A 23391-nucleotide genomic window follows, 5' to 3' on the forward strand; every position below is an offset into this window, starting at 1 on the left:
AGCCCGGTCCGAGACACAGATTTAAGGATCAGGCGCCCGCCTGTTGCGTAGGCGATGTTTGGGTCGGCCGCCCTCGCGGCAGCCGGTTGCAAACACCCTTTCATCGTAACGGTTCGGGTAGCCGCTTGTCCGGTCTCAATGAGTAGACAGACAAGTCGGCGTGCGTGCCACGAATCAACCCGGTATCGGGAACGTTACCGTTTATTTGCCGCTTTACCGCAGCGGCGCGATCCCCGGACAGGCCGCCACGCCAGGCGCCACCGCGGCGCGCGACGCGCGGCCAAGCCGAGGAATTACAATGAAAAGAATGTTGATCAACGCAACTCAGCGTGAAGAGTTGCGTGTGGCCATCGTGGATGGCCAGACTCTTTACGATCTCGATATCGAAATCCCTTCCCGCGAGCAAAAGAAAGCCAACATCTACAAAGGCCGCATCACTCGCGTCGAACAGTCCCTCGAAGCCTGCTTTGTCGATTACGGCGCCGAACGCCACGGTTTCTTGCCGCTGAAGGAAATCGCGCGCGAATACTTCACGCAGGGCCTGGACCCGTACAAGTCCAACATCCGCGAACTGGTCAAGGAAGGCCAGGAAGTCGTCGTCCAGGTGGAAAAGGAAGAACGCGGCAACAAGGGCGCCGCGCTTACCACCTTCATCAGCCTCGCCGGCCGCTACATGGTGCTGATGCCGAACAACCCCAAGGCCGGCGGCGTATCCCGCCGCATCGAGGGCGAAGACCGGCAGGCGCTCAAGGAAGCGCTGGACCATCTCACCGTACCGGACGACATGGGCCTGATCGTGCGCACCGCCGGCATGGGCCGCGACGCCGAAGAACTGCAATGGGACCTCGACTACCTCCTGCAGCTGTGGAAGGCCATTTCCGGCGCCGCCCAGGCGCAGAAGGCGCCGTTCCTGATCTACCAGGAATCGAAGCTGTTCATCCGCGCCCTGCGCGACTACCTGCGCAGCGACATCGGCGAAATCCTGATCGACGAGGAATCGCTTTATCAGGATGCGCGCGACTTCATGCAGCAGGTGATGCCCAACGCCCTGCGCAAGCTCAAGCTGTACAAGGACGACACCCCGCTGTTCTCGCGCTACCAGATCGAAACACAGATCGAGAGCGCGTTCGATCGCAGCGTGCGCCTGCCCTCCGGCGGCTCGATCGTCATCGACCAGACCGAGGCGCTCACCGCCATCGACATCAACTCCTCCAAGGCCACCAAGGGTGGCGACATCGAGGAGACCGCGTTCAACACCAACCTTGAAGCGGCGACGGAAATCGCCCGCCAGCTGCGCATCCGCGACGCCGGCGGCCTGATCGTCATCGACTTCATCGACATGGACAGCCCCAAGCACCAGCGCGAAGTCGAAGAACGCCTCAAAGATGCCGCCAAGCTCGACCGCGCGCGCATCCAGATCGGGCGCATCTCGCGCTTCGGCCTGCTGGAAATGTCGCGCCAGCGCCTGCGCCCGTCGCTGGGCGAAGCCACCCAGATCGTATGTCCGCGCTGCGAAGGCCATGGCCACATCCGCAGTGTGGAGTCGCTGTCGCTGTCCACGTTGCGATTGATCGAAGAGCACGCCATGAAGGACAACACCGGCCAGGTGTTGGTGCAGGCGCCCCAGAGCGTGGCCAACTTCATGCTCAACGAAAAGCGCGCCAGCGTGGTCGAGATCGAACTGCGCAACAAGGTGCACGTCGTCATCGTGGCGGACGACAAGCTGGAAACGCCGCACATCGAAATCCAGCGCATCCGCGAAGCGGACATGGGCGAGCACAGCAAGCCCAGCTACGAGCGCCTTACCACGCAGGAAGAAGCCCCGCTGCCGAAAATGGGCCAGATGCTCGGCAGCAGCGAGCAGCCGGCGGTGAGCGGAATCGTGCCCTCCAGCCCCGCTCCGGTGCGCGAGGAAGATGAACAACCCGTGGTAGCCCCCGCACCTGCGGCGAAGCGCTCGCCTGCGGTCGCGGCGGCGCCGGCTCCGGCTGCCAAAGCGAGCGGCGGTTTCTTCTCGCGCATGTTCGGCTCCCTGTTCGGCGGTGGCGCGGCACCCGCCCCTGCCCCGGCGCCCGCGCCGGCACCCACGCGCCAGGAATCGGCCCGCGGCAAGCCGCAGGACAATCGCCGCAACGACCGCACGCGCACCGATGGCCAGGCCACGCGGCAGGCGCAGCAGAGCGGCACTCGCGGCGGCGCACAGCAGCAAGGCAAGAACCCCAATCAGCGCCAGCGCGGCAACGAGCAACAGCAGGCTCGCCAGCAACAGGGCGGCGGCAAGCAGCAAGGCGGCAAACAGCCGCAGGAACCGCGCCAGGCCAAGCAACCCCAGGCAGCCGGCGATGCCGCCGCAACCGAGCGCAATAACAGGCAAAACGCGCCGGTCGCAAAACAGCAGCAGGAACCCCAGCAGCGCGCCCCGCAGGGTGAACGCCCCGCGCAAAGCGAACGTGCCCCGCAGGGTGAGCGTCCGCCGCAAGGCAATGCGCCCGCCGCGGCGCCCAAACAGCCTGAACCGGCAAAGCCGGCTGCCGAGACCACAGCCGTGGCCCTCGCCCAAGGCGCACCCGAGGTCGCGGCCGAAGCCGGCGCGGAGAGCGCGAGCCAGTCGCGCCGCCGTCGTGGCCGCCGTGGCGGTCGCCGCCGTCGCCGTCACGAAGGTGCCGCCGCCGACGCCACGGGACAGAACGACCAGATCATCACGGGATTGGACGACGAGGATCGGGACGACGACGCCGAGATGGAAGCAGGCGACGTTGAACACGCCTTGCCGGAAGCCGCGCCCAAACCGGTAACGGCGCACGCCGCCCCGGTTGTGCATGCCTCACCGGCAGCCGAAGCCGTGCCGGCGGCCTCCTCCCCGGATACATCAGAACCTGCGGCAGCGGCATCGTTCGAGCACGCACGGGAATCGTTCGCGGCCGAACCGCTGACGGAAACCAAGGCCGTCATCGCCGCCAACGATCACCCTGTCCAGATCACTGCACAGCCCGTTGAAGCCGTTGAAGAAACCACAACGCCGCTGATCGTCGCGCCCGCCCCCGTGCCCGCTTCGTTCAACTTGCCCGTATTGCCGCCGATCCCGGCCCACAGGGACGCTGCCGAAACGTCCGAACAGGCGCAGACGCACACTGCGGTGGCCGAAGCGACGCCTCACGTGCACGCGGAGGCGGTAACCGTCACGGTCCCCCACGATACCGCTCCCGCGGCAAACGAGGTGGGGATGACCACGCCGGCGGAATCGATCGTGATACCGCAGCCGCCAGCGCAAAGGGTTGAATTGACCGCCGAGCCGTCCGCTCCCGAGCCCGCGATCGTTTCACCCGCCCCACTGTTCCATCAGCCAGAACAAGGCGACTTGCTATCTACGCCTCTGCGCCAACACGCGTCGTCGATATCGACCAACCATGCCGCCGAAGCGCCAAAGGCACCCTTGCCCGAGGAAGACGAAAACCACACGGCACAGCGAGACGGCAAGCCCTCCTGACCGCCGCAGGCGATCGCTTCAAGCAAAAGGCCGGATCATGTCCGGCCTTTTTTTATGCGTGTTCGCAACGAGCTCAATTTCCGACCTGGTTGTTGTGGGTATCGAGCAAGCCGTGCACCGTCATCAGATGTGCAAGGCTGATCACATGATCCACCTGCAGTTTTTCCATCAGGCGCTGCTTGTAGGTGGAAACCGTTTTCGGGCTGAGATTCAGCTGCTCGCCGATGGCGGTCAACGGCCTGCCGCGCACCAGCATCATGGCCACCTCCAGCTCGCGGCTGGAAAGATGGTCGAACGGCGACCCCTCGCCATCGAGCGTGGCCAGGGCCAGCTGCTGGGCCACTGCCGGCGCCAGATAGCGCCGCCCGGCCGCCACCTGGCGTACCGCATTGAGCAATTCCTCGGCGGCGCAACTCTTGGTGAGGTATCCATGCGCGCCGGCATCCAGCAGGCGCTTGGGAAAGCGCGCATCGTCCACGACCGTTACGACGATCACATGTGTGGGCAGGTTCGCGCGCGCCACGCGCTCGGTCAGCTCGATGCCGCTCATGCCGGGCATGTGGACATCGACCAGCGCGATCCTCGGCCGGGTTGCCCGGATCAGGCGCAGCCCCTCCTCGGCCGTACCTGCTTCGCCGCAAATGCGGATGTCCGGTTGCTGCAGGATCATCCTGAAGCCGGTGCGAACCAACTCGTGGTCGTCCACGAGCACCACATCAATCATCGGTTACCCTCCCTGGAAGGAACTACCCCGCGCAAAGTAGGCGTCTTACCGGCACATTGCAAGCCCGTAACCCCTGGTCCAGAAAGGATTTTCCATATAACGCAAAGACTGACGCCATAAATCAGAATTTACCTACATACTCTCTCCAAAATCAGTGTCACAATTCGATTTGTAGTACCTGCACGTAGTTCGTATCGCACTCCCCAGCAAGGCTAGTCCGCACTAACCCGAATGGAGCGTAACGATGGTGATCTACTCGCTCAAACAGTCCCTCGACGGGGGCTGGAGCATCCGCCGCGACACGGCAACCCTGTTTAGCCAGTTAAGGCTGGGCCCGGCCATCCAACTGGCACGCGAAGCCGCCCGCGACGAACACAACCGTTCCGGCCGCAGCACCTGCGTGGAAATGCCGGGACCGACATCCACGATCCGCCTGGCGCAATACGCCAAACCCGGCGTGCCGATCGAAAGCGCCGTGGCCTGATGCCTCGCCTCACATAGACGCTCGCCTGGGTTACCGAGCGTCCCCATGTTACGATCGCGCGCCTGCCGCGGATCGTCCGGCAGCTGTCCCCGCCCGGATGGCGAAACAGGTAGACGCAAGAGACTTAAAATCTCTCGACCGCAAGGTCATGCCGGTTCGATCCCGGCTCCGGGCACCATAAAATCAGCAACTTAGATGCCAACCCCCTCCAGTCTCTCGACCAGATCACGCCACTGGTGATTGTTAATCGATTGCTTACCATCGTCGCTGCACTGCCTTTGCGACGATAAGGACGAGGTTTGGAACGCTTGGAGGAGTCGCTCCTCGTGGGAGCCGAAGGGATGGCCGCTGCGCTACGTGCGCAGATCGGTCAGTGGACACATACAGGGCTACAAGGAGCCGTACTTAGACCAGTTTGGCGGGCATGGAATTACCACTTTGAACGCAGCGTGATAGAGGCGATGGACGTGCTCGCAAAGCTCCATGAGCTGACTGATCGAAAGACTCTCTTGCCATGCAATATCGGTGAAAAGTACGTCTGCGGTCCTTTCAAACTGGAACGTACCGTGCGTCAATGAATTTCGAATATGTTGTACCAAGGTGTCGTCACCGCGTTTGATACTGCCCGCACGGTAAATATCCCGAAAAGCTCGAAGGATTGAGGCCTCAGGCACGTCGTCCAGGCCTCGCTCAAGATGCAGGCTTCGCATATAGCAAAGTGCCGTAAATGCCATGAACACCACCGATGCCCTTTTACGCATCTCTCTCAATTTAGCGGCAGGGATGTTTGGCGGACCTTTGAAGTCGATATCTGTTCTGGCGATGTCGTGACTCGCGCTTACGCAATTGAATGCCGTGATGAATCTCTCATCGTCAATTGCCAGACTTTGTGCATTCAGCGCCAATCGAAGGTCATTGTCTGAAATAGCACGCAATCTAAGAAGAAGATGCTCAATGTCCATGGCTGCTTTTCCGAATGCCTTCGAGTTCAAATACGCAACCATTTCGATTACGGCGCGTATTGGTCAGGACGGTCAAGGCGTCAGATTTAATAAGGACGGCTCCTTCAATACTGTTTTAGATCCAAGGACGAAAACGCAATGAGCAGGTTTAGCGTCGACTTTGTCAGCCCGGTTGAATATGAGTGGCTCGCGGCGGAAATATCCTACGATGGGCAACTCATATGTCGAGTTAGTAACGAGCGAAGTGATCGTGAATTGGAAGTCCAGTTCGCATTTGACGCAAGAATCGGCAAGGTCATGACCCCAACAGTTCCATTGCGTGAGCTCATGACGCTTTTAGAAGACGTCGCAAAAGAGGTGCAGGCATTTCGCGATAAGTAGCATGTCAGCTGAGCCACTAAAGTTTATTGCTGATCTGGAATTGAGTGGCGCCAACCTTAACAGCGATCCTTGGGCGCTAGCAGTCTTCACATTATGCACGCATGACGTGCCCCATGGGATCACCGGTTCGGGCGTTAGCTGATGAGTGGACTTAGTCCATTTAGTTTAGCTAATCATGACACTCCACTCAGCAATGTGATGCCAGGCCCCGCGTCCCGAGGAAATTGCAAACCATCAGCTTCCATTCAATCGCAAGAGCCGCATCACAGCGCTCTTAACACCCCAATTCAATTGGCTTTAGCCGGGGCGATGACCTGCTTCGCAAATCGCTCCATTTCCTCTAGCTGAGGGCTCATTTGCAGCAGCAATAGGTCAACGCCTGCGTTGGAGAATTCTTCGATGCGTGCGCGCACCTGCTCAGGTGTGCCGATCAGGTCCGGACGCAGGCCACGATTGGATACGGAATATTCTTTGATTTTCAGTTCGCGTTCGAGCTGTGTGCCAGAGAGCCATTGATCAAAGTTGTCAAAACCAGGCGCCTTCGGATCGAGCGTTGTAATGCGCTCGACTTCCGCCCTGGCCTCCTTTTCGGTACCACGCACGATGGCGTAAGCGGCCATGCCGAATTGCATGGGCGGCAAACCAGTTTTGGCGCGTCGCTCGCGCATGTCGGCTATCTTCTCTGCGATGAATTCCGGCTCATCGCCATGCATGACGTAGGCGTCGCAACGCTGCACGATCAAGGCCTTGGCTGCTTCGGATTCTCCACCGGCATAAATGGTTGGGCGCGGCGAGGAAATCGGTTTGGGCTCACAGATAGCGTCGGTCAGCGCATAGCGCTCGCCATGGAAGGTAAAAGGCGTTTGCGACCAAAGACCGTCGACCACTTGCAACCATTCGTGAGTGCGAGCGTAGCGGTCATCGTGTTGATCAAAAGCCAGACCGTATTGCTTGGCTTCGTCGGCCCACCATGACGAGACCACGTTAAGCGCCAGTCGGCCACCGGAGATGCGATCGACATTGGCCGCCTGTTTGGCGAACAGTGCCGGATGATGGAAGTTGGGGCGCACTGCCACCATGATTTCCAGCGTTTGCGTCACCGCTGCCAGTGCTGCGGCGCTGGACCAGGCATCGAGTGCGGGCTCGGTTACGCCCTTGATATCATTGAGATTAAGCTCGGCGATCAATGTAAGGTCGTAGCCGATCTGCTCGGCCCGCCTGCACAAATGGCTAAGATAATCCCAGCTGGCCTCCATGCCTTCATCGCGCACATTGCGCAACCATCCACCGAACACGGGTGCCCAGAAACCATACCTCATGCCGCTTTCTCCCGAATTTTTTCGATGGCTTGGATCAGGTAGTCCACCAGCTTCTCGTGGGGATCCCAGCCAAGCACGTTGAGCGGATCTGCAACGAAGTTGGACAAGCCATTAATGTCGTAGAAACGGCGCGCGCCGTCGCGATCGTCAATCATGAATTCGATGCCGCCGATATCAAGTTTCGCGGCACGTGCAATTGCTTCCGCCGCACGGATAGCGTCCTGGTCGGGCTTGTACTCCCGCACCGTGATGCGCGGCTTGTCGATCAGACACACGTCGGCGGGGCACAAGTCGAATGTTCCGCCATCGGTATTGAGTGAAATCGCATAGAGGAAGTTGCCGTTAAGCGTTTCCATGCGAACCACCTGCTGACCGCGCGCGGGCACGTACTCCTGAACCAGCAGGACGCTGTCGATGCTTTTCGGCGTACTGCCGTTAGCAACCGCTTGGGTCAGCTCCTCCAAGGTTTCGTAAAACGATACGCCCGCACCGGAGCCGCCGATATTAACCTTGACGATTACGGGAAATCGCAGCGTCTTCGCGGCCGCGATGATATCGGCTTGTCGATGCACCACACGTGTGGCCGGAATGTCCAACCCCAACGATTGAATCAACGCCATTTGGCGGGCCTTGGAGGCGTCGATCGCCAGCGCCTGTGTACCATTGATAACGCGCGCACCACTCAATTCCCACGATGCGTATAACGATTGCGCGTAAAAAATGGGGTGCTCGTCCTGGCGCAGGAAGGAACTCATCGCCAGGCGGCTCAATACCAGCGGTGCTGGAGCTTCGGCGTTTTCAGGGTCAAAGTGGTGGTCCTGAAATTGAATAGGCTGGTAGGCGACATTCCGCCGGTCAAGCGCGGCGAATAGCAGCTTGAACCAATCGGGGTGCTCGTAAATGATCGCTAGCGGTGGTCGATGTGTCATGCGAGTGGTTTTCAAAGAGGCGTGTTAACCGTGGTTTAGCGTTCCAGGCGTCGGCATATCAACAGATACTTCGCAGCTCAACCGACACGCCAGATGCCGCGTAAGGTAATTGGAAGGGAACGTTCAGTGGCGTCAGGCAGGGCGTAAGCTATTCGCTGCCTGATGGCTTTTGGTTACAAGGTGCGTTGGAATCCGCTCCGGAATTAACTGATTTCTGGCCGGAAAGCGCCCCTCTACAAATGAACATTTGGCATATGGCTACGACTGTCTTTCATTTATAGCGCTGTAACCTGCCTATTCGCCCCAACGAAATGCTTCAACGGGGCCTTCGACTGCCGGAATCTCGGCAAATGCCGCAGATGAAACATCGCCTGGCCGCAAAGAACGGCAGTTTCGTGCTGCCTTACATCCGATACAGAGAGTCATTCATACATGCCAGCTCCTCTCAAAGTCGTCGCCGTTATCGGCAGTACATCGCCCTTTTCGCGCACGCTTGTATTGGCACACGCGATGCTTGACGCCCTGTCGCGTAATTTGCTGATTGACCGCCACGTAGTGGAGTTGACCCACATCGGGCGAGAACTTGGGCAATCGCTTGTCCGTGGCGAACTACCCGTGGAGATAGAGAGGGAGCTCCAGCGCATCGAATCGGCTGACATGGTGCTGGCAGCGGCTCCGGTGTATCGCGGATCGTACCCGGGCCTGTTCAAGCATCTGTTCGACATGATTGAGACGGATGCGTTCGTAAACAAGCCCGTGCTACTGGCCGCGACCGGCGGAAGCGAGCGCCACGCGCTCGTGATAGAGCATCAGCTACGACCACTTTTTGGATTCTTGCAAGCATTGACCTTGCCAGTCGGCGTCTATGGCACGCCGGCGGATTTCGACGGACAACGCGTGTCTAATGCTCTGCTGCTTGAACGCATCGCGCTAGCGGCAGAGCGCGCCGCGGCTGTACTTGGCAAAAGCGATCCAGAGACCAACATGTGGCAGATTGCCTAATGCCGGGCAGCGGTGAAGCATCCGCCCCAGCCCAGGTCGAAAACGAAGACGCCGTTGAAACGACCGTATAACTTTGCGCAATCCGGTTACCCGTAACGCCGGGGCCTGATCCGGCGAACTCCCTATATCTCGGGCGACGTGGCGCGGCAGCTAAATGGCCGCCCATGACAGTAAAGGGCGAAGGTATCCGGTATGGCGCAGTCACTATCGAGTAGCGGTGGCCCCTCACCTCGCACGGCCTTTGTGCTAGCCGGTGGCGGCAGCCTGGGAGCCGTCGAAGTAGGAATGTTGCAGGCCTTGCTGACTTGGGGGGAAACGCCGGCCTTTCTGGTCGGCGCTTCGGCCGGCGCCATAAATGCGACTTACTTTGCCGCCGAACCCACGTACGCGCGCACTGAAAACCTGGCGCGTCTGTGGTGCGCGCTGAAGCGGCGTGACGTACTCCCATTCAGCCTGCTTGGCATACTGCGCAGACGCGGTCATCTGGTGGAGTCCGATGCGCTGCGGCGCTTACTGGAACGGCATCTTCCGTATCAGCAACTTGAGCATGCCGCATTGCCGGTACACATCGTGGCTTCGGATATGTTGACCGGACATGAAGTCGTGCTTTCGTCGGGCTCCGTGATCGACGCCGTACTCGCCAGCGCCGCTATTCCCGGCGTATTTCCTCCAGTGCAGATCGGCTCGCAATGGCTCGTCGATGGCGGCGTGGCCAACAACACGCCGATCTCCACGGCGATGAATCTTGGTGCGACACGTATCGTTGTGCTACCAACCGGCTTTGCCTGCGCGCTTAGCCGACCGCCTTCGGGCACCATCGCGCGCGCCATGCATGCACTCAGCCTGCTTGTATCGCGCCAGCTTGCACATGATGCAGAACGTTTCGCAGGCACCCATGTACAACTTCGCATTGTGCCAAGCCTCTGCCCGCTGAATATTTCATCCTACGATTACTCTGCGGCGGTTTCGCTGATAGCCCAAGCCAGGGCAAGCACGCAGCAATGGCTCGCAGCAGGCGGCTTTGAGCAGGATTGGGTGCCCGGTCAGTTGCAAGATCATCATCATGGATAACAAACCCTGTTGGTTTTAAGTTGCCACCCAAAGCGGGCACTTTTCGGGAACTGATACCAGCGGGCTGAATGTTTGTGAGCATTCAGCTAGTCAGTTGACGCATGTGCATCGATGTCACTGGCGAATCTCTGCAACAAACGCACAAACTGTTCGATATCGCGGTCGTTCCAATCAGCAAACAGTGCTCGGCCAAAGCGATCGCGCGCGGCGTCCAATGCATTAGTCATTGTTTTGCCCTTCCTCGTAACCACAGCTGCGGTAACCCTGCGATCCTCAGCACCCGGTTGACGCGTGACCAGGCCAAGACTCTCCAGCTTCGCGACCTGTTTGCTTACCGTCGAATAATCACGTCCAACGCGCCCCGCCAAATCGCCCACCCCAATGGGGCCAAGCCGCTCGATGAGCACTAACAGCGGAAACAAGGCGCGATCCAGCGAAACCCCCGCCTCCTTGACCATGGCTTCGTCACGATCGGGCCGATTAAAGACGCTAATGATCGTGATCAGGGCGCTGTGCAGGGTGCGGATCTGTTCGGAAATATGTGCATCTTGCACATTTCTTTTCGCAGGCATATCATCCCTCCAAATTATGTGCATTGTACACATATTGGAGTAAATCAAAATGTCGAACCCTTCTGTGGTTGATGTACTGATCTGCGGGGCCGGGGCGGCTGGCCTGACGCTGGCCATCGAGCTGGCGCGGCGCAACGTGTCCTTTCGGCTGATCGAGAAAATGGACGCCCCGTTTCACGGATCGCGTGGCAAGGGCATTCAGCCCCGCACGCTTGAGGTGCTTGAGGATTTGGGCGTCCTGGACCGCATCATTGCCGCCGGCGGCGTCTATCCGCCCCAACGCGACTACGGCGAAGACGGAAGCTACAAAGAGTCGCAAATCATAGACCCTGCCGAACCGACGCCGGCTGAGCCCTATCCCATGCCCTGGTTGCTTCCTCAATTTCTGACGGAGCGCATCTTGCGCACGCGGCTGCTCGAATTGGGCCGATATCCGGAGTTCGGTAGTGAGCTGGTCGAGTTTAGCCAAGTTGGAAATGGTGTCATGGCCCGCGTCGTCCGCAACGCAAATGAAGAGGTTATCCATGCGCACTATCTCGTCGGGGCCGATGGCGGGCACAGCTTTGTGCGCAAGGCCCTTGGCATTGATTTCCCGGGTAAAACTTTGGGGGTTCGTGGCCTCGTGGCCGATGTCACCATGACAGGCCTGGAACGCGACGCGTGGCATCGCTTCAACCACGGTTCGATGGAGCGGCAAGTGTCGATATGTCCACTTGCCGGCACTGACCTGTTCCAGATCCAAGCGCCGATACCCCTGGAGGGAGAGATAGACCTTTCCGCAGGCGGTCTCACGACGATGCTTGGCGATCGTGCGGGTCGAGACGATTTACAGGTGCGATCGGTCTCCTGGGCATCGGCGTTTCACATGAATGCGCGATTGGCCGATCGCTATCGAGTGCAAAACGCTTTCCTCGTTGGCGATGCGGCGCATACCCATCCGCCCACCGGCGGACAAGGGCTCAACACCAGTCTACAGGACGCCTATAACCTCGGCTGGAAGCTCGCCATGGTGACGCGCGGCGCTCCGAAAGCGCTGCTTGACAGCTACGAAGAAGAACGCCGTCCCATTGCGGCGAGCGTGTTGGGTCTTGCTACAAAGTTCCTCGATGCGGCTAAGCGAGGCGATACTCGCAGAGGCCGAGAAGCACGCCAACTCGATCTGGGCTATCTCGAATCATCGCTTGCGTTGGAGCTTCCGCAGCGTACACGTGGCCCATTCGCCGGCGATCGGGCACCCGATGCGCCCATTCGCGGCGCAAGCGGCCAACCGACACGTCTCTTTGATCTATTCAAAGGCACCCACTGGACGTTACTTGGCTACCATGTGAAGCACGACTTAGTTTCCCCTCGGCCGGGACTGCATATCCACGTGTTCGGTGAGGGCGGCGACGTCATCGATAATCACGGACACTTCGAACATGGCTACGGCGTGACGCCACGACAATGGGTACTGGTGCGGCCGGACGGCTACGTCGGTGCGATCGTCTCGTCTGACCACATAGAGGCACTGGAGGACTACCTTCAAGATGTGGGCTTGGGCGCGGAGAACTCGGTGCATGCCTGAGTGCCTCGACAAGGACCGGACGGCGCTGGCGTAGGCAATTAACTACGTTGCCTCCAATGCCAATCCGGAAAACTTCAACGGTGCCCAGCGCTAAAACATAGGTTGGACTTATACGCTGGCACACAACGCAGAGCGCCCCCGCTGCACGCCCATCCCAGTGGGGCTTGAAGCGCGAAATACCCCGGACCGATCTTGGCCAGGAATGCGATGACCCATCTTTGCCCCCTGCGCCGGCAAGGCCACCTTTCACCTAAAAGACGCATATCATCAAATAGTTATACGACTAATAACGCTCAGACGCGTAACTCCCCATGGGGAGTTCTACCCATCGCAAGAAAAGCTTGTCTACTGACGACGTGGATCCGGCGAACGCGCCGCGCGGCGGGCCGCCTCACGAACCGCGATCTAAGCGAGCGATAAGTAAGCATGGGCAAGCTTGGCGCACCCATTCCACGAGATTCTTCCATGCGTCGCTCCCTGACCATCGCCCTCCTCGCTTCCCTGGCCTATGCCGCTGCCATGCCCAGCGTGGCGGCAAATGCGGCCGTAACCCCCATCAAAGTCATCCAGCAATGGAAGCTGGGCGGTGCGGGTGGCTGGGATTACCTCAGTTTCGATGCGCGGCGCCGGCATTTGTTTGTCAGCCGCGGCGACCGGGTGCTGGTGGTCGATGTCGATGGGGGCAAGGTGATCGGCACGATTCCCAACACCAACGGCGTGCATGGCGTTGCCATTGCCGATGATTTGCACCGCGGATTTACCAGCAATGGCAAAAGCCATTCGGTGACGATGTTCGACCTGGATACGCTAAAGACCCTTGCCACCATAACCGGCACCGGTCAAAAGCCCGATGCCATTCTCTACGATAACGCGTCGCATCATGTCTTCACGTTCAACGGCAAGAGCGGCACGGCCAGCGTTATCGATCCGGCCAAGAAGGCCGTCATCGCCACCATCGTGCTTCCCGGCAAGCCCGAATTCGCTGCGAGCGGCGACAACGGCCACGTTTTCGTCAACATTGAAGACAAATCGGAGCTTGCGGATATCGATAGCGCCACTTACAAGGTGCTGCACGTGTGGCCGCTGGCGCCGTGCGAATCGCCGAGCGGGCTGGCGATGGACCGGGCCCATCAACGCTTGTTCTCGGTTTGCGACAATCGTGTGATGACGGTGCTGGATGCGCATGATGGCCACCGCGTTGCAACCGTGCCCATCGGCGACGGCCCCGATGCGGTGACGTTCGACGAAGGCACCGGCACGGTGTACAGCTCCAACGGCGAAAGCGGCACGCTTACCGTGGTGCACGAGGACGATCCGGATCACTACACCGTCGTAGCCAACGTGCCGACCCAGATCAGCGCGCGTACGCAGGCGCTGGATCCGCAGAAGCATCGTATCTATCTATCTTCTGCGCAGGTCGCTGCGGGGAAGGAGGCCAATGGCCATCCGAAATATGTGCCCGGCAGCTTTGCCATTCTCACCGTCGGCGAACCTTGAGGCCAAGGTTGCGCACGTCCTCTCGCCCGCATGGGGAGAGGACATGCGCATGGTCGCAGGTGCACTATGTTGACGCTTTTTCCATGACCGGGATCGACACGCGAACGAGCAGCCCCTTGCCCAAGGGCGAGTCGAGCAAGGCGATCGATGCGCCATGCAGTTCCGCCGCGCGTTGCACGATCGACAGTCCCAACCCGTAGCCATCGCCGCTGCTGCTGGCCTCGCGATGGAAGCGCGCGAATACGCTCGCACGCCGCTCGGCGGGAATACCGGGGCCATTGTCGACAACGTCGATCACGATGGTCGTTCCGGTGCGGTGCATCGACAACTGCACCTGGCCGCCCGATGGCACATGGTGCATGGCATTCTCGATCAGGTTGCGCAGCAGTGCTGCGAGCGCGGCCTCGTAACCGAGCAGCCTCAGGTGGTCGTCGTGCTCGATGAAGGCGAACTCGACGCCGCCCTCGCCCAGCAACGGTGCCAAGTCATCGATGACGTTCATGGCGATCGTCACCAGGTCTACCGCCTGTCGCTGCCCCGCCGCCACGCCGGCTTCCAGGCGGGCCAGCGCCAGCAGTTGTTCGATACGCCGCGCCAGCCGCGCAAGACCCGCCTGCGCGCTGGATAGCGCCACCCTGGTATCGGGAAGAATCTGCGTGGCCACGGCGTTGTCCAGATGGATCATCGTGGAGGACAGCGGCGTGCGCAGTTCGTGTGCAACGTCCGCGCTGAAACGGCGCTCGCGCTCCAGCGCATCCTCCAGCCGTTCCAGCTGCGCGTTGAGTGCGCCGACGACGGGCTGCAATTCCTGCGGTGCGCGTTCCAACTGGATCGGCTGACGGCTTCCCGGCGCGCGCGACGCCAAAGCTTCGGTCAACCGTTGCAGCGGAAGCAAGCCGCGTTTCACCGCCCACCCCACCAGCAAGGCCAGGATCGGCAAGCCGAGCAGTGTCGGCAACCCCAGGTCGAGCCACATCGCATGGGTGATATCGCGGCGGCTGTCGTCGCGCTCGCCCATGCGGATCATCACGCCGCCGGCATCGTCGATCAGCGTGAAAACGCGCCAGCCGTAACCTTCAAAATCATAATTCTCGAAACCGGACGTGGGCGTAAGCGGCAGCGGCAAGCGTGCAAAATTGGCGGTCGTCAGGCGCAGGCGCTGCTGCAGGTCGAACACCTGATAACCCACTTCGGTCTCGTACGTGCGGCCGTGCATCAGCTGCTCTTCGGCCTGGCGCCCGATGATCGGCACGACCAAGAGCCCCTGTCCGGGCTTGCGCAAGGGATCGATGCCGGCGCGTTGAATCAGCACGTCCAGCGTTCGCGCCGACTGCGCCAGGCGGCCGTCCAGCAATTCGTGCGTTTCCTTCAGCGTGCGCCAATAGCTGTACAGCCCCAACGGCAAAAGCACCGCTACCAGCACCACCACGATCATCCAGCGCAGGCGTCCGCTCAGGCTCAACGGTCTCACGTGGGATCCCTTGGAATCATGTAACCGACACCGCGGATGGTGCGGATCGCATCGAAGCTCAACTTGCGGCGCAAGGCGTGGATCTGCACTTCCAGTGCGCTGCTGCCGACCGAATTGTCCAGGCCGTAGAGCGAGTTTTCCAGATGCTCGCGGCGCACGATGCGGCCGGCACGCTCCATCAAAATGCGCAGCAGCGAAAATTCCCGGCGCGTGAGTTCAATCCGCTTGCCGCGAAATTCCGCCTCGGACGTGCCGATGTCCAGGCTCAGCACACCCACGTCGATACGGTTGGCCGCAAGACCCTGGGCGCGACGCGTCAGCGAACGGATGCGCGCGCTCAGCTCCTCCACATGGAACGGCTTGACCAGATAGTCGTCGGCGCCCGCATCCAGGCCACGCACGCGCGCTTCCAGGGCATCGCGCGCGGTCATCACAATCACGGGCGTATTGACGTGGGCGCGGCGGGCCTCGGCAAGCACTTCCAGGCCATCCTTGTTGGGCAGGCCAAGGTCCAGCAGCACCAGGTCGGCGGTCTGGTCGCGCAACGCGGCCAAAGCCTCGCGCCCGTCACGCAGCCACGTCACGGCGTAGGAGAGCTTTTCCAGCGCGTGCTGGATCGCCGTCCCCAATGGCAGGTCGTCTTCGACCAGGATGATGTGCATACACTTGCCCTATCGCCGGCCGCCTGTGACATCTACGGCTTCCGTTTCGCATTATGTGAAGGTTAGCTTAGACCGGCCTTACCGTCGCCATCACGCCACGTAAACGCTCGAAAGGCTTTTTTTCCCGCAATTTGCCCCGATTCGTGCCCCGGCGCACACATCGGAAAAAATGAGTGCGATGTGCGCCCGCGGTTCACGCGCGCTGCACGCCCCCGTGGCGACATTACGCCGGCTTTGAACGCCAAAGCACGAGCCATGGAGACCTGGCCGGGGAGTCGCCTTTCATCAGGTTACGTTTGCGCTGCGCTTTGAGGGGTAACGCCCTTCGATGCGAAGGACCGCTTTGCCATCACTTTGATAGGAGTGCGCGATCTATGAAACCGTTTGCTCTTGTACGTGCGTCGTGGCTGGGTACCTGGATGCTTGCCGCGTTGTCGCTCGCCGGCGTGGCACAGGCGGCGGACACAGCCAGCCCGCAGGCCGCCCTCACCACGGTCAGTTCGCTCTCGCCAGGCGCCCGGCCGCTAAACGTGCCGCTGGATTATGTGATTACGCCCAACGGCTACTTTGCCGCGTCCTGCGTGCAGGCCGTACGGCAGGGCGAAAGAGTCCTTACCGACGGCAGCATCGAAGCCCAGGACGGCTCGCTACGCAAACCTGCGGCCTGCACCAAACCGCATTACACGCAAAGCGGTATGCGGATCGACCCCAGTGGCCATACGTCGGCACCCACCAGCCAGCGGCAACCGGCATCGGGCTACAGCGGCTGGCTGCTTACCGCCTATTACACCACCTCCACCGGCGTGGGCAGCATTGCCGCCAATTGGGTGGTGCCTTCCTCACCCAGCAAAACCACCAACCAGGTCGACTATTTCTTCCCTGGGCTTGAGCAATCCGAATCGGATGCGCAATCCATCCTGCAACCCGTGCTGGGCTATAACGCCTTCAGCGGCTCGGGCGTAAGCTTGTGGACCTTGTCCAGCTGGAACTGCTGCGTCAGCGGCACGACCTATTACAGCGGCCCGGTGAACACCGCCGCTGGCGACCAGATCTACGGCATCGTCAGCGCCACCTGCGACGGCGGCAGCAATTGCGCAACGATCACCTCCACCGACGAAACCAACGGCCACACCACCACGCTGAAAACCAACCCTTACGCGGCACTGACGTGGGTATTCGGCGGCACCCTGGAGGCCTATAACATCTCCAGTTGCAGCCTGCTTCCGGCGAGCAAATCGGTGGTTTACAACGGCATCCAGGTCAAGGATATGAGCGGCAATACGATCAGCCAGGCATGGACGCCATGGAACATCATCGGCTCGTCGAGCCCGCAATGCGGCTACGGTATTTCCACCACCACCAGCAGCGTCACGCTCGATTACTGAGCGCCCTGCCCGAATCGGGGCGGCGCGAGGTTCACCACGGGATCGGGCGCCTGTGCCAACAGGCGCCCGGGTTTGGCCGGACGCAGGCTGCGCCCCGGCGCAGACCGAAACACTCGCCCCATGCCGCCTGCCGCATGGCCACCATGCCTGGACCCCATGCTGTTTGTACAATCCCCAGGGAACGACACCACCTCCCGGACGGCATGGCATGAAAGCGCTGCAGTTCACCCATTACGGCACCCCGGACGTTCTGCAATACCTCGAGGTGCCGACGCCGGAGATCGACCAAGGCTCGGCACTGGTAAAAATCCACGCCGCGTCAGTCAACCCCAGCGACGTGAAAAACGTGGCCGGCGCCTTTTCGCATACTGTACTGCCGCGCATTCCCGGACGCGATTTCAGCGGCGTGGTGGAACGCGGCCCCGCCGACTGGCTGGGTGCGCAAGTATGGGGAACCGGCGGCGATATCGGCTTCTCCAGCGACGGCACGCATGCCCAATACATCAAGGTGCCCATCGCCGCGCTGGCGCGCAAACCGGCCGCCATCAGCCACGAACAAGCGTCGGCGATCGGCGTTAATTTCGTGGTGGCATGGGTGGGCGTGATGAGCTACGCGCAGCTGCGCGAAGGCGAAACCATCGCCGTGATCGGCGTGGGTGGCGGCGTCGGCGGCGCGGTGACGCAGATCGCCAAATCGCTGGGCTGCCAGGTGGTGGGCATCAATTCAAAACCGGTCGATCCGCATTCGCCGGCCGGCCGCCGGATCGATCACTTCGTCGCTTTCGACGAGCACACCGTGGCACGCGTGCGCGATATCCAAGGCCTAGCCGGCGGCGTCGATGTGGTTTACGACTGCGTGGGCGGCATTGCCTTCGACATGGCGCTGGGCTTGGCCAAGCGCCGCGGGCGGGTGGTGGAAATCAGCGCTGTCGGCCGCCGCCGCGTTGAATTGGACCTCATCGATTTCTATCACAACGAAACCCAGCTTTTGGGCGCCGACAGCGCCAAGCTCGGGGTCGCCGAATCCGCACCGCTGATGCGGGCCATCACCCAAGGTTTCGACCGCGGCTATTTCGAGGCGCCGGTGATTGCGCATCGCTATTCGCTGGCGCAAGGGCGAGAGGCTTACGCGTCGGTCGTGCAAGGCACCGATGGGCGCGTCGTGATCGTGCCGTGACGCCACCCCCTTCCCAGCAAGGAATCACCGTGAAGGCTTATCTCATATCCCTGGCCGTAGGGACTTTGGTGGGCGTCATCTATGGCCTGCTACGCGTGAAATCGCCTGCCCCGCCCACGGTCGCGCTGGTGGGCTTGTTTGGCATGCTGGCCGGTGAGCAGCTTGTGGCCCTGATCCGCGCGATGCTGCGCTGACGCCAAGGCAAGTTAGTTACTGGGCCGCTTTGGGCTTGCGTCCACGGCGCGGCTTGGCTTGGGCCTGCGCGATCAAACCCTGAAGATAAGCGATGCCTTCTTCTTCGGGAAAGAACGAAACCACGTCCGCGACCGTAAGCTTGTAACGCGCCTGGAGAGCCAGGAATTCCTGGCGCGCTTTCTCCATCGCGGAAAGGGCGGCCTGCTTGGCCGTCTTTTTCTTGGCCGATCGGTCTTCGATTTGCTGGTCTAGCGCCGCCAGTTCTTCCTGGAAGCGGCGGAAAGCGTCTTTGGGGAGGGTCATGGCAACTTGGGGCATTGCAGGGGGGACGATTATCTCACATGAAAGCGGGGGCCTCAGGCGCCGGCCTTCACATATCGCCGACCGGCGAGTTGAGCCCCCGACACCCGGCTACTGCGCCAAATAGGACGCCCACGCGTGCAACAACCCTACCCCCTGGCCGGCGCCACCATCTTCACGTTTTGAATGACGCCTATGCGTATCATGCTTTCCATAGGTTCCTGCCGCGGTATCGATCTGCGAGGACGATCAGCCACGCCACACGTGGCACGCTTTAAGCTTTGCCAAAGGGCGCCATCGGAACTCACCACTCAAGGACGACTCCGAGACAGTCATCTCGAGTCAGGGGGTGTGGGAGATGCTTAAATCACTCGCCGAAAACATCTGGCTGCGACAGCTGGCCGTCATTGTCGGCTATGCGATGGCCTATCTATTGATCCGACCCTATTCGGACGCCATCTGGGCGGTTTCGGCAGGCCTGCGCCTGAGCTTTCTGTTGCTGTTTCCCTATCGCTACTGGCCCGCCGCGGTGCTGGGCGAGCTGATTCCGCTGATGCGCGACAACCTCGCCTGCCTGGATCAATTGGGCATCGCATGGGTCGTGATCAACTCGGTGCCACCGATTTTGCTGGCCATGCCTATCGTGTGGTGGTGCCGGCGCGAGCTTTCGCTGTTTCCATCCAAGCGGCTGGTGAAAGTGAATGCGTTGCTCGCTTGCATCGTGCTCGTCTCCGTGCTTTGGACGGCGGTGAACGTCGCGGGGTTGATGGCAGTCGTTCAGCCTTCCAACGTGCCCCATCCGTACCAGTTCCACAAGCTGCAAATCGTGCAATTGTTCCTGGGCAAATACGCGGGTATTTTGACGCTGGTACCGGTTGCGCTCGCGCTCAAGCTGCGTAAGGCCGCCACATGGCGGGCGCACCTTGCCGACTGGGCAAGGAGCCAGCTTGCACTGGAAACCGCCGTACTGCTGCTGCCCACCCTGGCGGTGCTGGCTTGGATGGGCCGTGGTGCATCGACCGATGCACAGCAAGTCATTCGCATGGCGATGTTCCTGCCGGTTGCATGGCTCACCATGAAACATGGATGGCGTGCTGCGGCCATCGGCACCGCCGCGGTGATGACCTGCATCTTTATCCGCATGGAATCGCGCCCGGACGCGCTGGACATCGCCGGCGCACAGGCGTTCATCACCTTCTCCGCCACGTGCCTGTTCGTGCTCGGTGCACGCATCACCGCACAGAATGCCGCCGACGAACAAGAACGACTGGATGCCAAAGCCGCGGTGAAACTCGCCCAGCAGGGTTTGTATCTGTGCGAGATCCGCATGCGCCAGACCGCGCAAGCGCTGGAACAGGTCGGCGGCACGCTGCAGTTGACGCACACGCGCCTGCTCAACCGCTTCAAGCACATGCTGCCGATGATGGAAGGCCAAACCTATTATCAACAGGCCGCCGCCACGCAAAGCCAGGTCTATCGCCTGGCCGAATCCATGCACCCCAACGCATGGCGCGAGCGCGGACTGCCGGCCGCCCTGCGCGAAACCATCGCACGCACGCTGGATGAAGAAGGCATCGCCTATCGCTTTGACTTGAAGGGGCGCGGTCTGAGCCAACTTTCGCTTGGCGTGCACGCGGCCATTTATCGCCTGGCCTGCGAAGCGGTGGTCTACATCAGCGAACAGCAGACGTGGTCCGCGATCTCGATAACCCTGCGCGGCGGGCTAAGCAATGGCCAACGCTGGGCCGTGCTGCGCGTGGAAGGACTGGCCAGTCGCGGCGACATCAACGACCCGGTCTACAAAAAACACGAAAGCCAGCAACTGGCATCGAAACTTGGCGCCAACGGGCTGGGCATCAGTGCCATGCGCGACCACGTGCGCCTCTACGACGGAGAACTTCATGTCCGCACATCGCCGGACAAGCTGCAAATTACTGCATTGATGCAGGATGCCAACAGAAAACCGCGGGAGTCGCCCATGGCTCCCCCCGCAGTCTGCATACGTTGATCGGCGTATTCGTGCCGATCCATTCATTACGGATTGCTGTTGCCGGTCGGGATACCGGTCACGTTGCCTCCCGTGCAATTGAATGGGTCGGTGCATGTGCCCTGGTCATTCGCCGTGCTGACAATAAGCTGCACGGCGCCCGTGCTTTGCGGGCTCGCGCTGATCTGCGTGGTGCCGTCGCGATAAACCGTCTCGCCCGATGCATTGGGACGCTGGGCATTGGCTTGGGGCTGGTACGTCACCACCGACGAAGCATCGGCGCCTATCGGCAATACCAAGACGACATGATCGGCTACCGCAACAGCGCCGCGCACCGTGCCATTCAAATCGTTGACCTGGATGTAACGGATACCATCACGCGCAAAAACGTAGACGTGGTAATGCGGACTGACACTTACATCCGCCGCGTTCGGCCATGATTGTCCAAGACCCGTGGAAGGCGGCTGGCCCGCCCATACGGAAGCAGAAAAAACCATCGCAAGCATGCTCGACAAGGCAGCTTTGCGTGAAATGAACTTCAGTGATTCACAGAACATAAAACCCCCCAATCTCGTGGCTGCAATATGTATTGCACGCGTGAATGTAGCATCGGGAAGTGTTTACAAAACGCAAAAATACCCGGACGTCATCGCGGGAATAGCGCGATGGATTAACGGTATTTCCGTCTCCCAGAGCGCTCACCGTCTTTCAATCGAGGGAATGCGGCGCGTGGGTTCGTGCGGCCGGAATTTAGCGGACAAGCCTTGATTAACCGGCCCAAATACCAAGCCAGCTTGAACGCCCACATCGACACCGCTGCGCCAAAGAGCTTGGGCATGTGCGGCGCGACCACAAGAAGTGGTCGCCGCGTAGGCACGCACCAAGATCAAGGGCGCGCCTCCACAAGAAATGCCATGGGCAACGAACTAAAAAAAGGTCGCGAAACTTTCTCGCCATAAGATAAGTTGCACATTGACCTGCTCAAACTGTCGGACACAGACCTGCACAGACGATTTCATAAGTTGCTTGCAGGTAGCGACGAACCCAAGCGTGTGCAGGACAGGGTCTACGTGCACCGTGAACTGCAACGCAAGAGCGTGACGCGCACTTTGTTGTGAATGGAGCATAAGGAAGCGCATCCCGCTACTGCTTGCCAGTTAAGCCATTTCAATTACCTGTATGACGCCGGGCGGGAACGCAGGCCTTGTCCATGCGACGGCAGTACGCACCGGGTGAGCGAGGCTGGGTGGATTTCTCCGGCGCGAAGATTCAGCAGGAAGTTTATGCCTGCGGCACACCCACGACGGTCGAATTCCTGAAGGACAGAACACGCCTGGCGTCGCACCCTCGCTCGGAGGTGTTGGGCGGCAAAACGACAGACCGCTCCCATATGCCCGAACACCAACTGGCGTGAGCCGACCACACGCCCGAGCGTTATCGGCAGTGGGCGAGCGGTATGGGACCTCGGGCGCTGTCGGTGGTCGAGCACCTGCTTCAACTCACAGATCACTCGGTACGTGCGCTCAATGCCTGCGCCACGCTGCAGAAGCTGTGCCGAACCCGCGGCCAAGCTCGGTTCGAGCTGGCGTTTGCCAAGGCCATCGTGATCCAGTCGCCGACGCCCAAAAGTATTTGTTCGATTCGGTAACGACGCCTTGAGGGCCAGGTCTTGCCTTCGGCATCACCCCAACGCCTGCCGGCTCACGTGAAATAGACTCTGCGGCTCAACTGCGATGCAACGCATGCCTTGCGAGGATCGTCCATCGAGCTATCAGTGGAAATTGGCTCGGCACAAGGCATATGAACTGTCTGACTACGGCACTAGACAGCTCGAGTCACCTTCCTCCAGCGTGCCACCGTGATCAGTGGTGTCGCCCTTGCGAGCGACTGGCTTGCCATGAAGGGAGGCACCGGGCGAGCCGCTGATGATGGTGGCGCCGCAACTAATGCGGTCGCCCACGCAGGCCACGAGCTTGTCGCGCACCATGCCACCCTTGGTGCCGGTGGTGACGCGACCATCACCATGGAAAGGACACGAATGCCGATGGCCAACGAGAACCACAGGGGATGGCATGGTGATCAGTCCTCGAGGTTTGGCAGAGGGCCCGGCCGACTGGCGATGAAGTCATCCAGCACCTGGCGGTCACGCTCGGCCTGTTCGCGAGAAATCGGCGGGGGGGACAAGGGTTCCTTGGGCTTGGGCGGTGCCACTGCGCCGGGTC

21 protein-coding genes and 1 tRNA gene are annotated in these 23391 nt (G+C 60.6%); 12 read left to right on the forward strand and 10 right to left on the reverse strand.

What is annotated here, in order from left to right:
• Positions 1–298 precede the first annotated feature (298 nt).
• Positions 299–3487 (forward strand): ribonuclease E, encoded by a 3189-nt coding sequence (rne, locus tag VME63_RS11380; RefSeq protein WP_325433340.1) that lies wholly within the window; start codon positions 299–301, stop codon positions 3485–3487.
• A 73-nt stretch (positions 3488–3560) separates the two neighbouring features.
• Here rne and VME63_RS11385 read toward each other — a convergent pair whose 3' ends face one another.
• Positions 3561–4211 (reverse strand): response regulator, encoded by a 651-nt coding sequence (locus VME63_RS11385; RefSeq protein ID WP_325433342.1) that lies wholly within the window; start codon positions 4209–4211, stop codon positions 3561–3563.
• Between the two features lie 244 nt (positions 4212–4455).
• Between VME63_RS11385 and VME63_RS11390 the strand changes: the two genes are divergently transcribed.
• Positions 4456–4695 (forward strand): hypothetical protein, encoded by a 240-nt coding sequence (locus VME63_RS11390; RefSeq protein ID WP_325433344.1) that lies wholly within the window; start codon positions 4456–4458, stop codon positions 4693–4695.
• 91 nt (positions 4696–4786) lie between these two features.
• Positions 4787–4873, forward strand: a tRNA-Leu gene (locus VME63_RS11395).
• Between the two features lie 211 nt (positions 4874–5084).
• Here the strand turns inward: VME63_RS11395 and VME63_RS11400 are convergent.
• Entirely contained in the window at positions 5085–5657 is a 573-nt protein-coding gene (locus tag VME63_RS11400) for a hypothetical protein (protein WP_325433346.1), read from the reverse strand.
• A gap of 138 nt (positions 5658–5795) precedes the next feature.
• On the opposite strand from VME63_RS11400, the gene VME63_RS11405 reads away from it, so the two are divergent.
• Positions 5796–6038 (forward strand): hypothetical protein, encoded by a 243-nt coding sequence (locus tag VME63_RS11405; protein WP_325433348.1) that lies wholly within the window; start codon positions 5796–5798, stop codon positions 6036–6038.
• Between the two features lie 287 nt (positions 6039–6325).
• Here VME63_RS11405 and VME63_RS11410 read toward each other — a convergent pair whose 3' ends face one another.
• Both VME63_RS11410 and VME63_RS11415 read right to left on the reverse strand, forming a co-directional pair.
• Positions 6326–7357: an LLM class flavin-dependent oxidoreductase gene (locus VME63_RS11410; protein ID WP_325433350.1), complete on the reverse strand. Its 1032-nt coding sequence runs from the start codon at positions 7355–7357 to the stop codon at positions 6326–6328.
• Positions 7354–8286, reverse strand: coding sequence for a hypothetical protein (locus tag VME63_RS11415; protein ID WP_325433352.1), 933 nt, complete (start codon positions 8284–8286; stop codon positions 7354–7356). The genes VME63_RS11410 and VME63_RS11415 overlap by 4 nt, the downstream gene beginning before the upstream one ends.
• 432 nt (positions 8287–8718) lie before the next feature.
• Between VME63_RS11415 and msuE the strand changes: the two genes are divergently transcribed.
• On the forward strand, positions 8719–9288 hold the full coding sequence (msuE, locus tag VME63_RS11420; RefSeq protein WP_325433354.1) for an FMN reductase: 570 nt from the start codon (positions 8719–8721) through the stop codon (positions 9286–9288).
• A gap of 192 nt (positions 9289–9480) precedes the next feature.
• Complete coding sequence (locus VME63_RS11425; protein ID WP_325433356.1) at positions 9481–10359, forward strand: patatin-like phospholipase family protein; 879 nt, start codon at positions 9481–9483, stop codon at positions 10357–10359.
• An 86-nt stretch (positions 10360–10445) separates the two neighbouring features.
• On the opposite strand, the gene VME63_RS11430 is transcribed toward VME63_RS11425, so the two are convergent.
• Positions 10446–10931, reverse strand: coding sequence for a MarR family winged helix-turn-helix transcriptional regulator (locus tag VME63_RS11430; RefSeq protein WP_325433358.1), 486 nt, complete (start codon positions 10929–10931; stop codon positions 10446–10448).
• A 49-nt stretch (positions 10932–10980) separates the two neighbouring features.
• Between VME63_RS11430 and VME63_RS11435 the strand changes: the two genes are divergently transcribed.
• Together VME63_RS11435 and VME63_RS11440 are read left to right on the forward strand one after the other, a co-directional pair.
• Positions 10981–12495 (forward strand): FAD-dependent oxidoreductase, encoded by a 1515-nt coding sequence (locus tag VME63_RS11435; protein ID WP_325433360.1) that lies wholly within the window; start codon positions 10981–10983, stop codon positions 12493–12495.
• A 465-nt stretch (positions 12496–12960) separates the two neighbouring features.
• A complete protein-coding gene (locus tag VME63_RS11440; RefSeq protein WP_325433362.1) occupies positions 12961–13992 on the forward strand; it encodes a YncE family protein in 1032 nt (343 codons plus the stop codon).
• A gap of 64 nt (positions 13993–14056) precedes the next feature.
• Here the strand turns inward: VME63_RS11440 and VME63_RS11445 are convergent, their stop codons facing one another.
• On the reverse strand, positions 14057–15463 hold the full coding sequence (locus VME63_RS11445; protein WP_325433364.1) for a sensor histidine kinase: 1407 nt from the start codon (positions 15461–15463) through the stop codon (positions 14057–14059).
• The gene (locus VME63_RS11450; RefSeq protein ID WP_325433366.1) at positions 15460–16125 is read right to left on the reverse strand and encodes a response regulator; all 666 of its coding nucleotides are present in this window, start codon (positions 16123–16125) and stop codon (positions 15460–15462) included. Before VME63_RS11450 ends, VME63_RS11445 begins: the two co-directional genes overlap by 4 nt.
• Positions 16126–16499: 374 nt before the next feature.
• On the opposite strand from VME63_RS11450, the gene VME63_RS11455 reads away from it, so the two are divergent.
• The 3 genes from VME63_RS11455 to VME63_RS11465 all read left to right on the forward strand — a co-directional run bounded on the left by VME63_RS11455 (position 16500) and on the right by VME63_RS11465 (position 18881).
• A complete protein-coding gene (locus VME63_RS11455; RefSeq protein WP_325433368.1) occupies positions 16500–17510 on the forward strand; it encodes a hypothetical protein in 1011 nt (336 codons plus the stop codon).
• A 208-nt stretch (positions 17511–17718) separates the two neighbouring features.
• On the forward strand, positions 17719–18687 hold the full coding sequence (locus VME63_RS11460; protein ID WP_325433370.1) for a zinc-binding alcohol dehydrogenase family protein: 969 nt from the start codon (positions 17719–17721) through the stop codon (positions 18685–18687).
• 29 nt (positions 18688–18716) lie between these two features.
• Positions 18717–18881, forward strand: coding sequence for a DUF1427 family protein (locus VME63_RS11465; protein ID WP_345786035.1), 165 nt, complete (start codon positions 18717–18719; stop codon positions 18879–18881).
• A gap of 16 nt (positions 18882–18897) precedes the next feature.
• On the opposite strand, the gene VME63_RS11470 is transcribed toward VME63_RS11465, so the two are convergent.
• Positions 18898–19185 carry a 2-hydroxyacyl-CoA dehydratase gene (locus VME63_RS11470; RefSeq protein ID WP_325433372.1) on the reverse strand — a complete coding sequence of 96 codons (288 nt, stop codon included), beginning with the start codon at positions 19183–19185 and terminating at the stop codon, positions 18898–18900.
• A gap of 355 nt (positions 19186–19540) precedes the next feature.
• Here VME63_RS11470 and VME63_RS11475 point away from each other — a divergent pair, with 355 nt between their 5' ends.
• Positions 19541–21190, forward strand: coding sequence for an MASE1 domain-containing protein (locus tag VME63_RS11475; protein WP_325433374.1), 1650 nt, complete (start codon positions 19541–19543; stop codon positions 21188–21190).
• Between the two features lie 26 nt (positions 21191–21216).
• Here the strand turns inward: VME63_RS11475 and VME63_RS11480 are convergent, their stop codons facing one another.
• Positions 21217–21675, reverse strand: a complete 459-nt coding sequence (locus VME63_RS11480; protein ID WP_325433376.1) for a hypothetical protein — start codon at positions 21673–21675, stop codon at positions 21217–21219.
• Between the two features lie 1307 nt (positions 21676–22982).
• Positions 22983–23243, reverse strand: a complete 261-nt coding sequence (locus VME63_RS18465) for a PAAR domain-containing protein (protein WP_414648248.1) — start codon at positions 23241–23243, stop codon at positions 22983–22985.
• Positions 23244–23391 lie beyond the last annotated feature (148 nt).

The sequence above is a fragment of the Dyella sp. genome (genome assembly GCF_035503745.1).
Taxonomy (GTDB): domain Bacteria; phylum Pseudomonadota; class Gammaproteobacteria; order Xanthomonadales; family Rhodanobacteraceae; genus Dyella_B.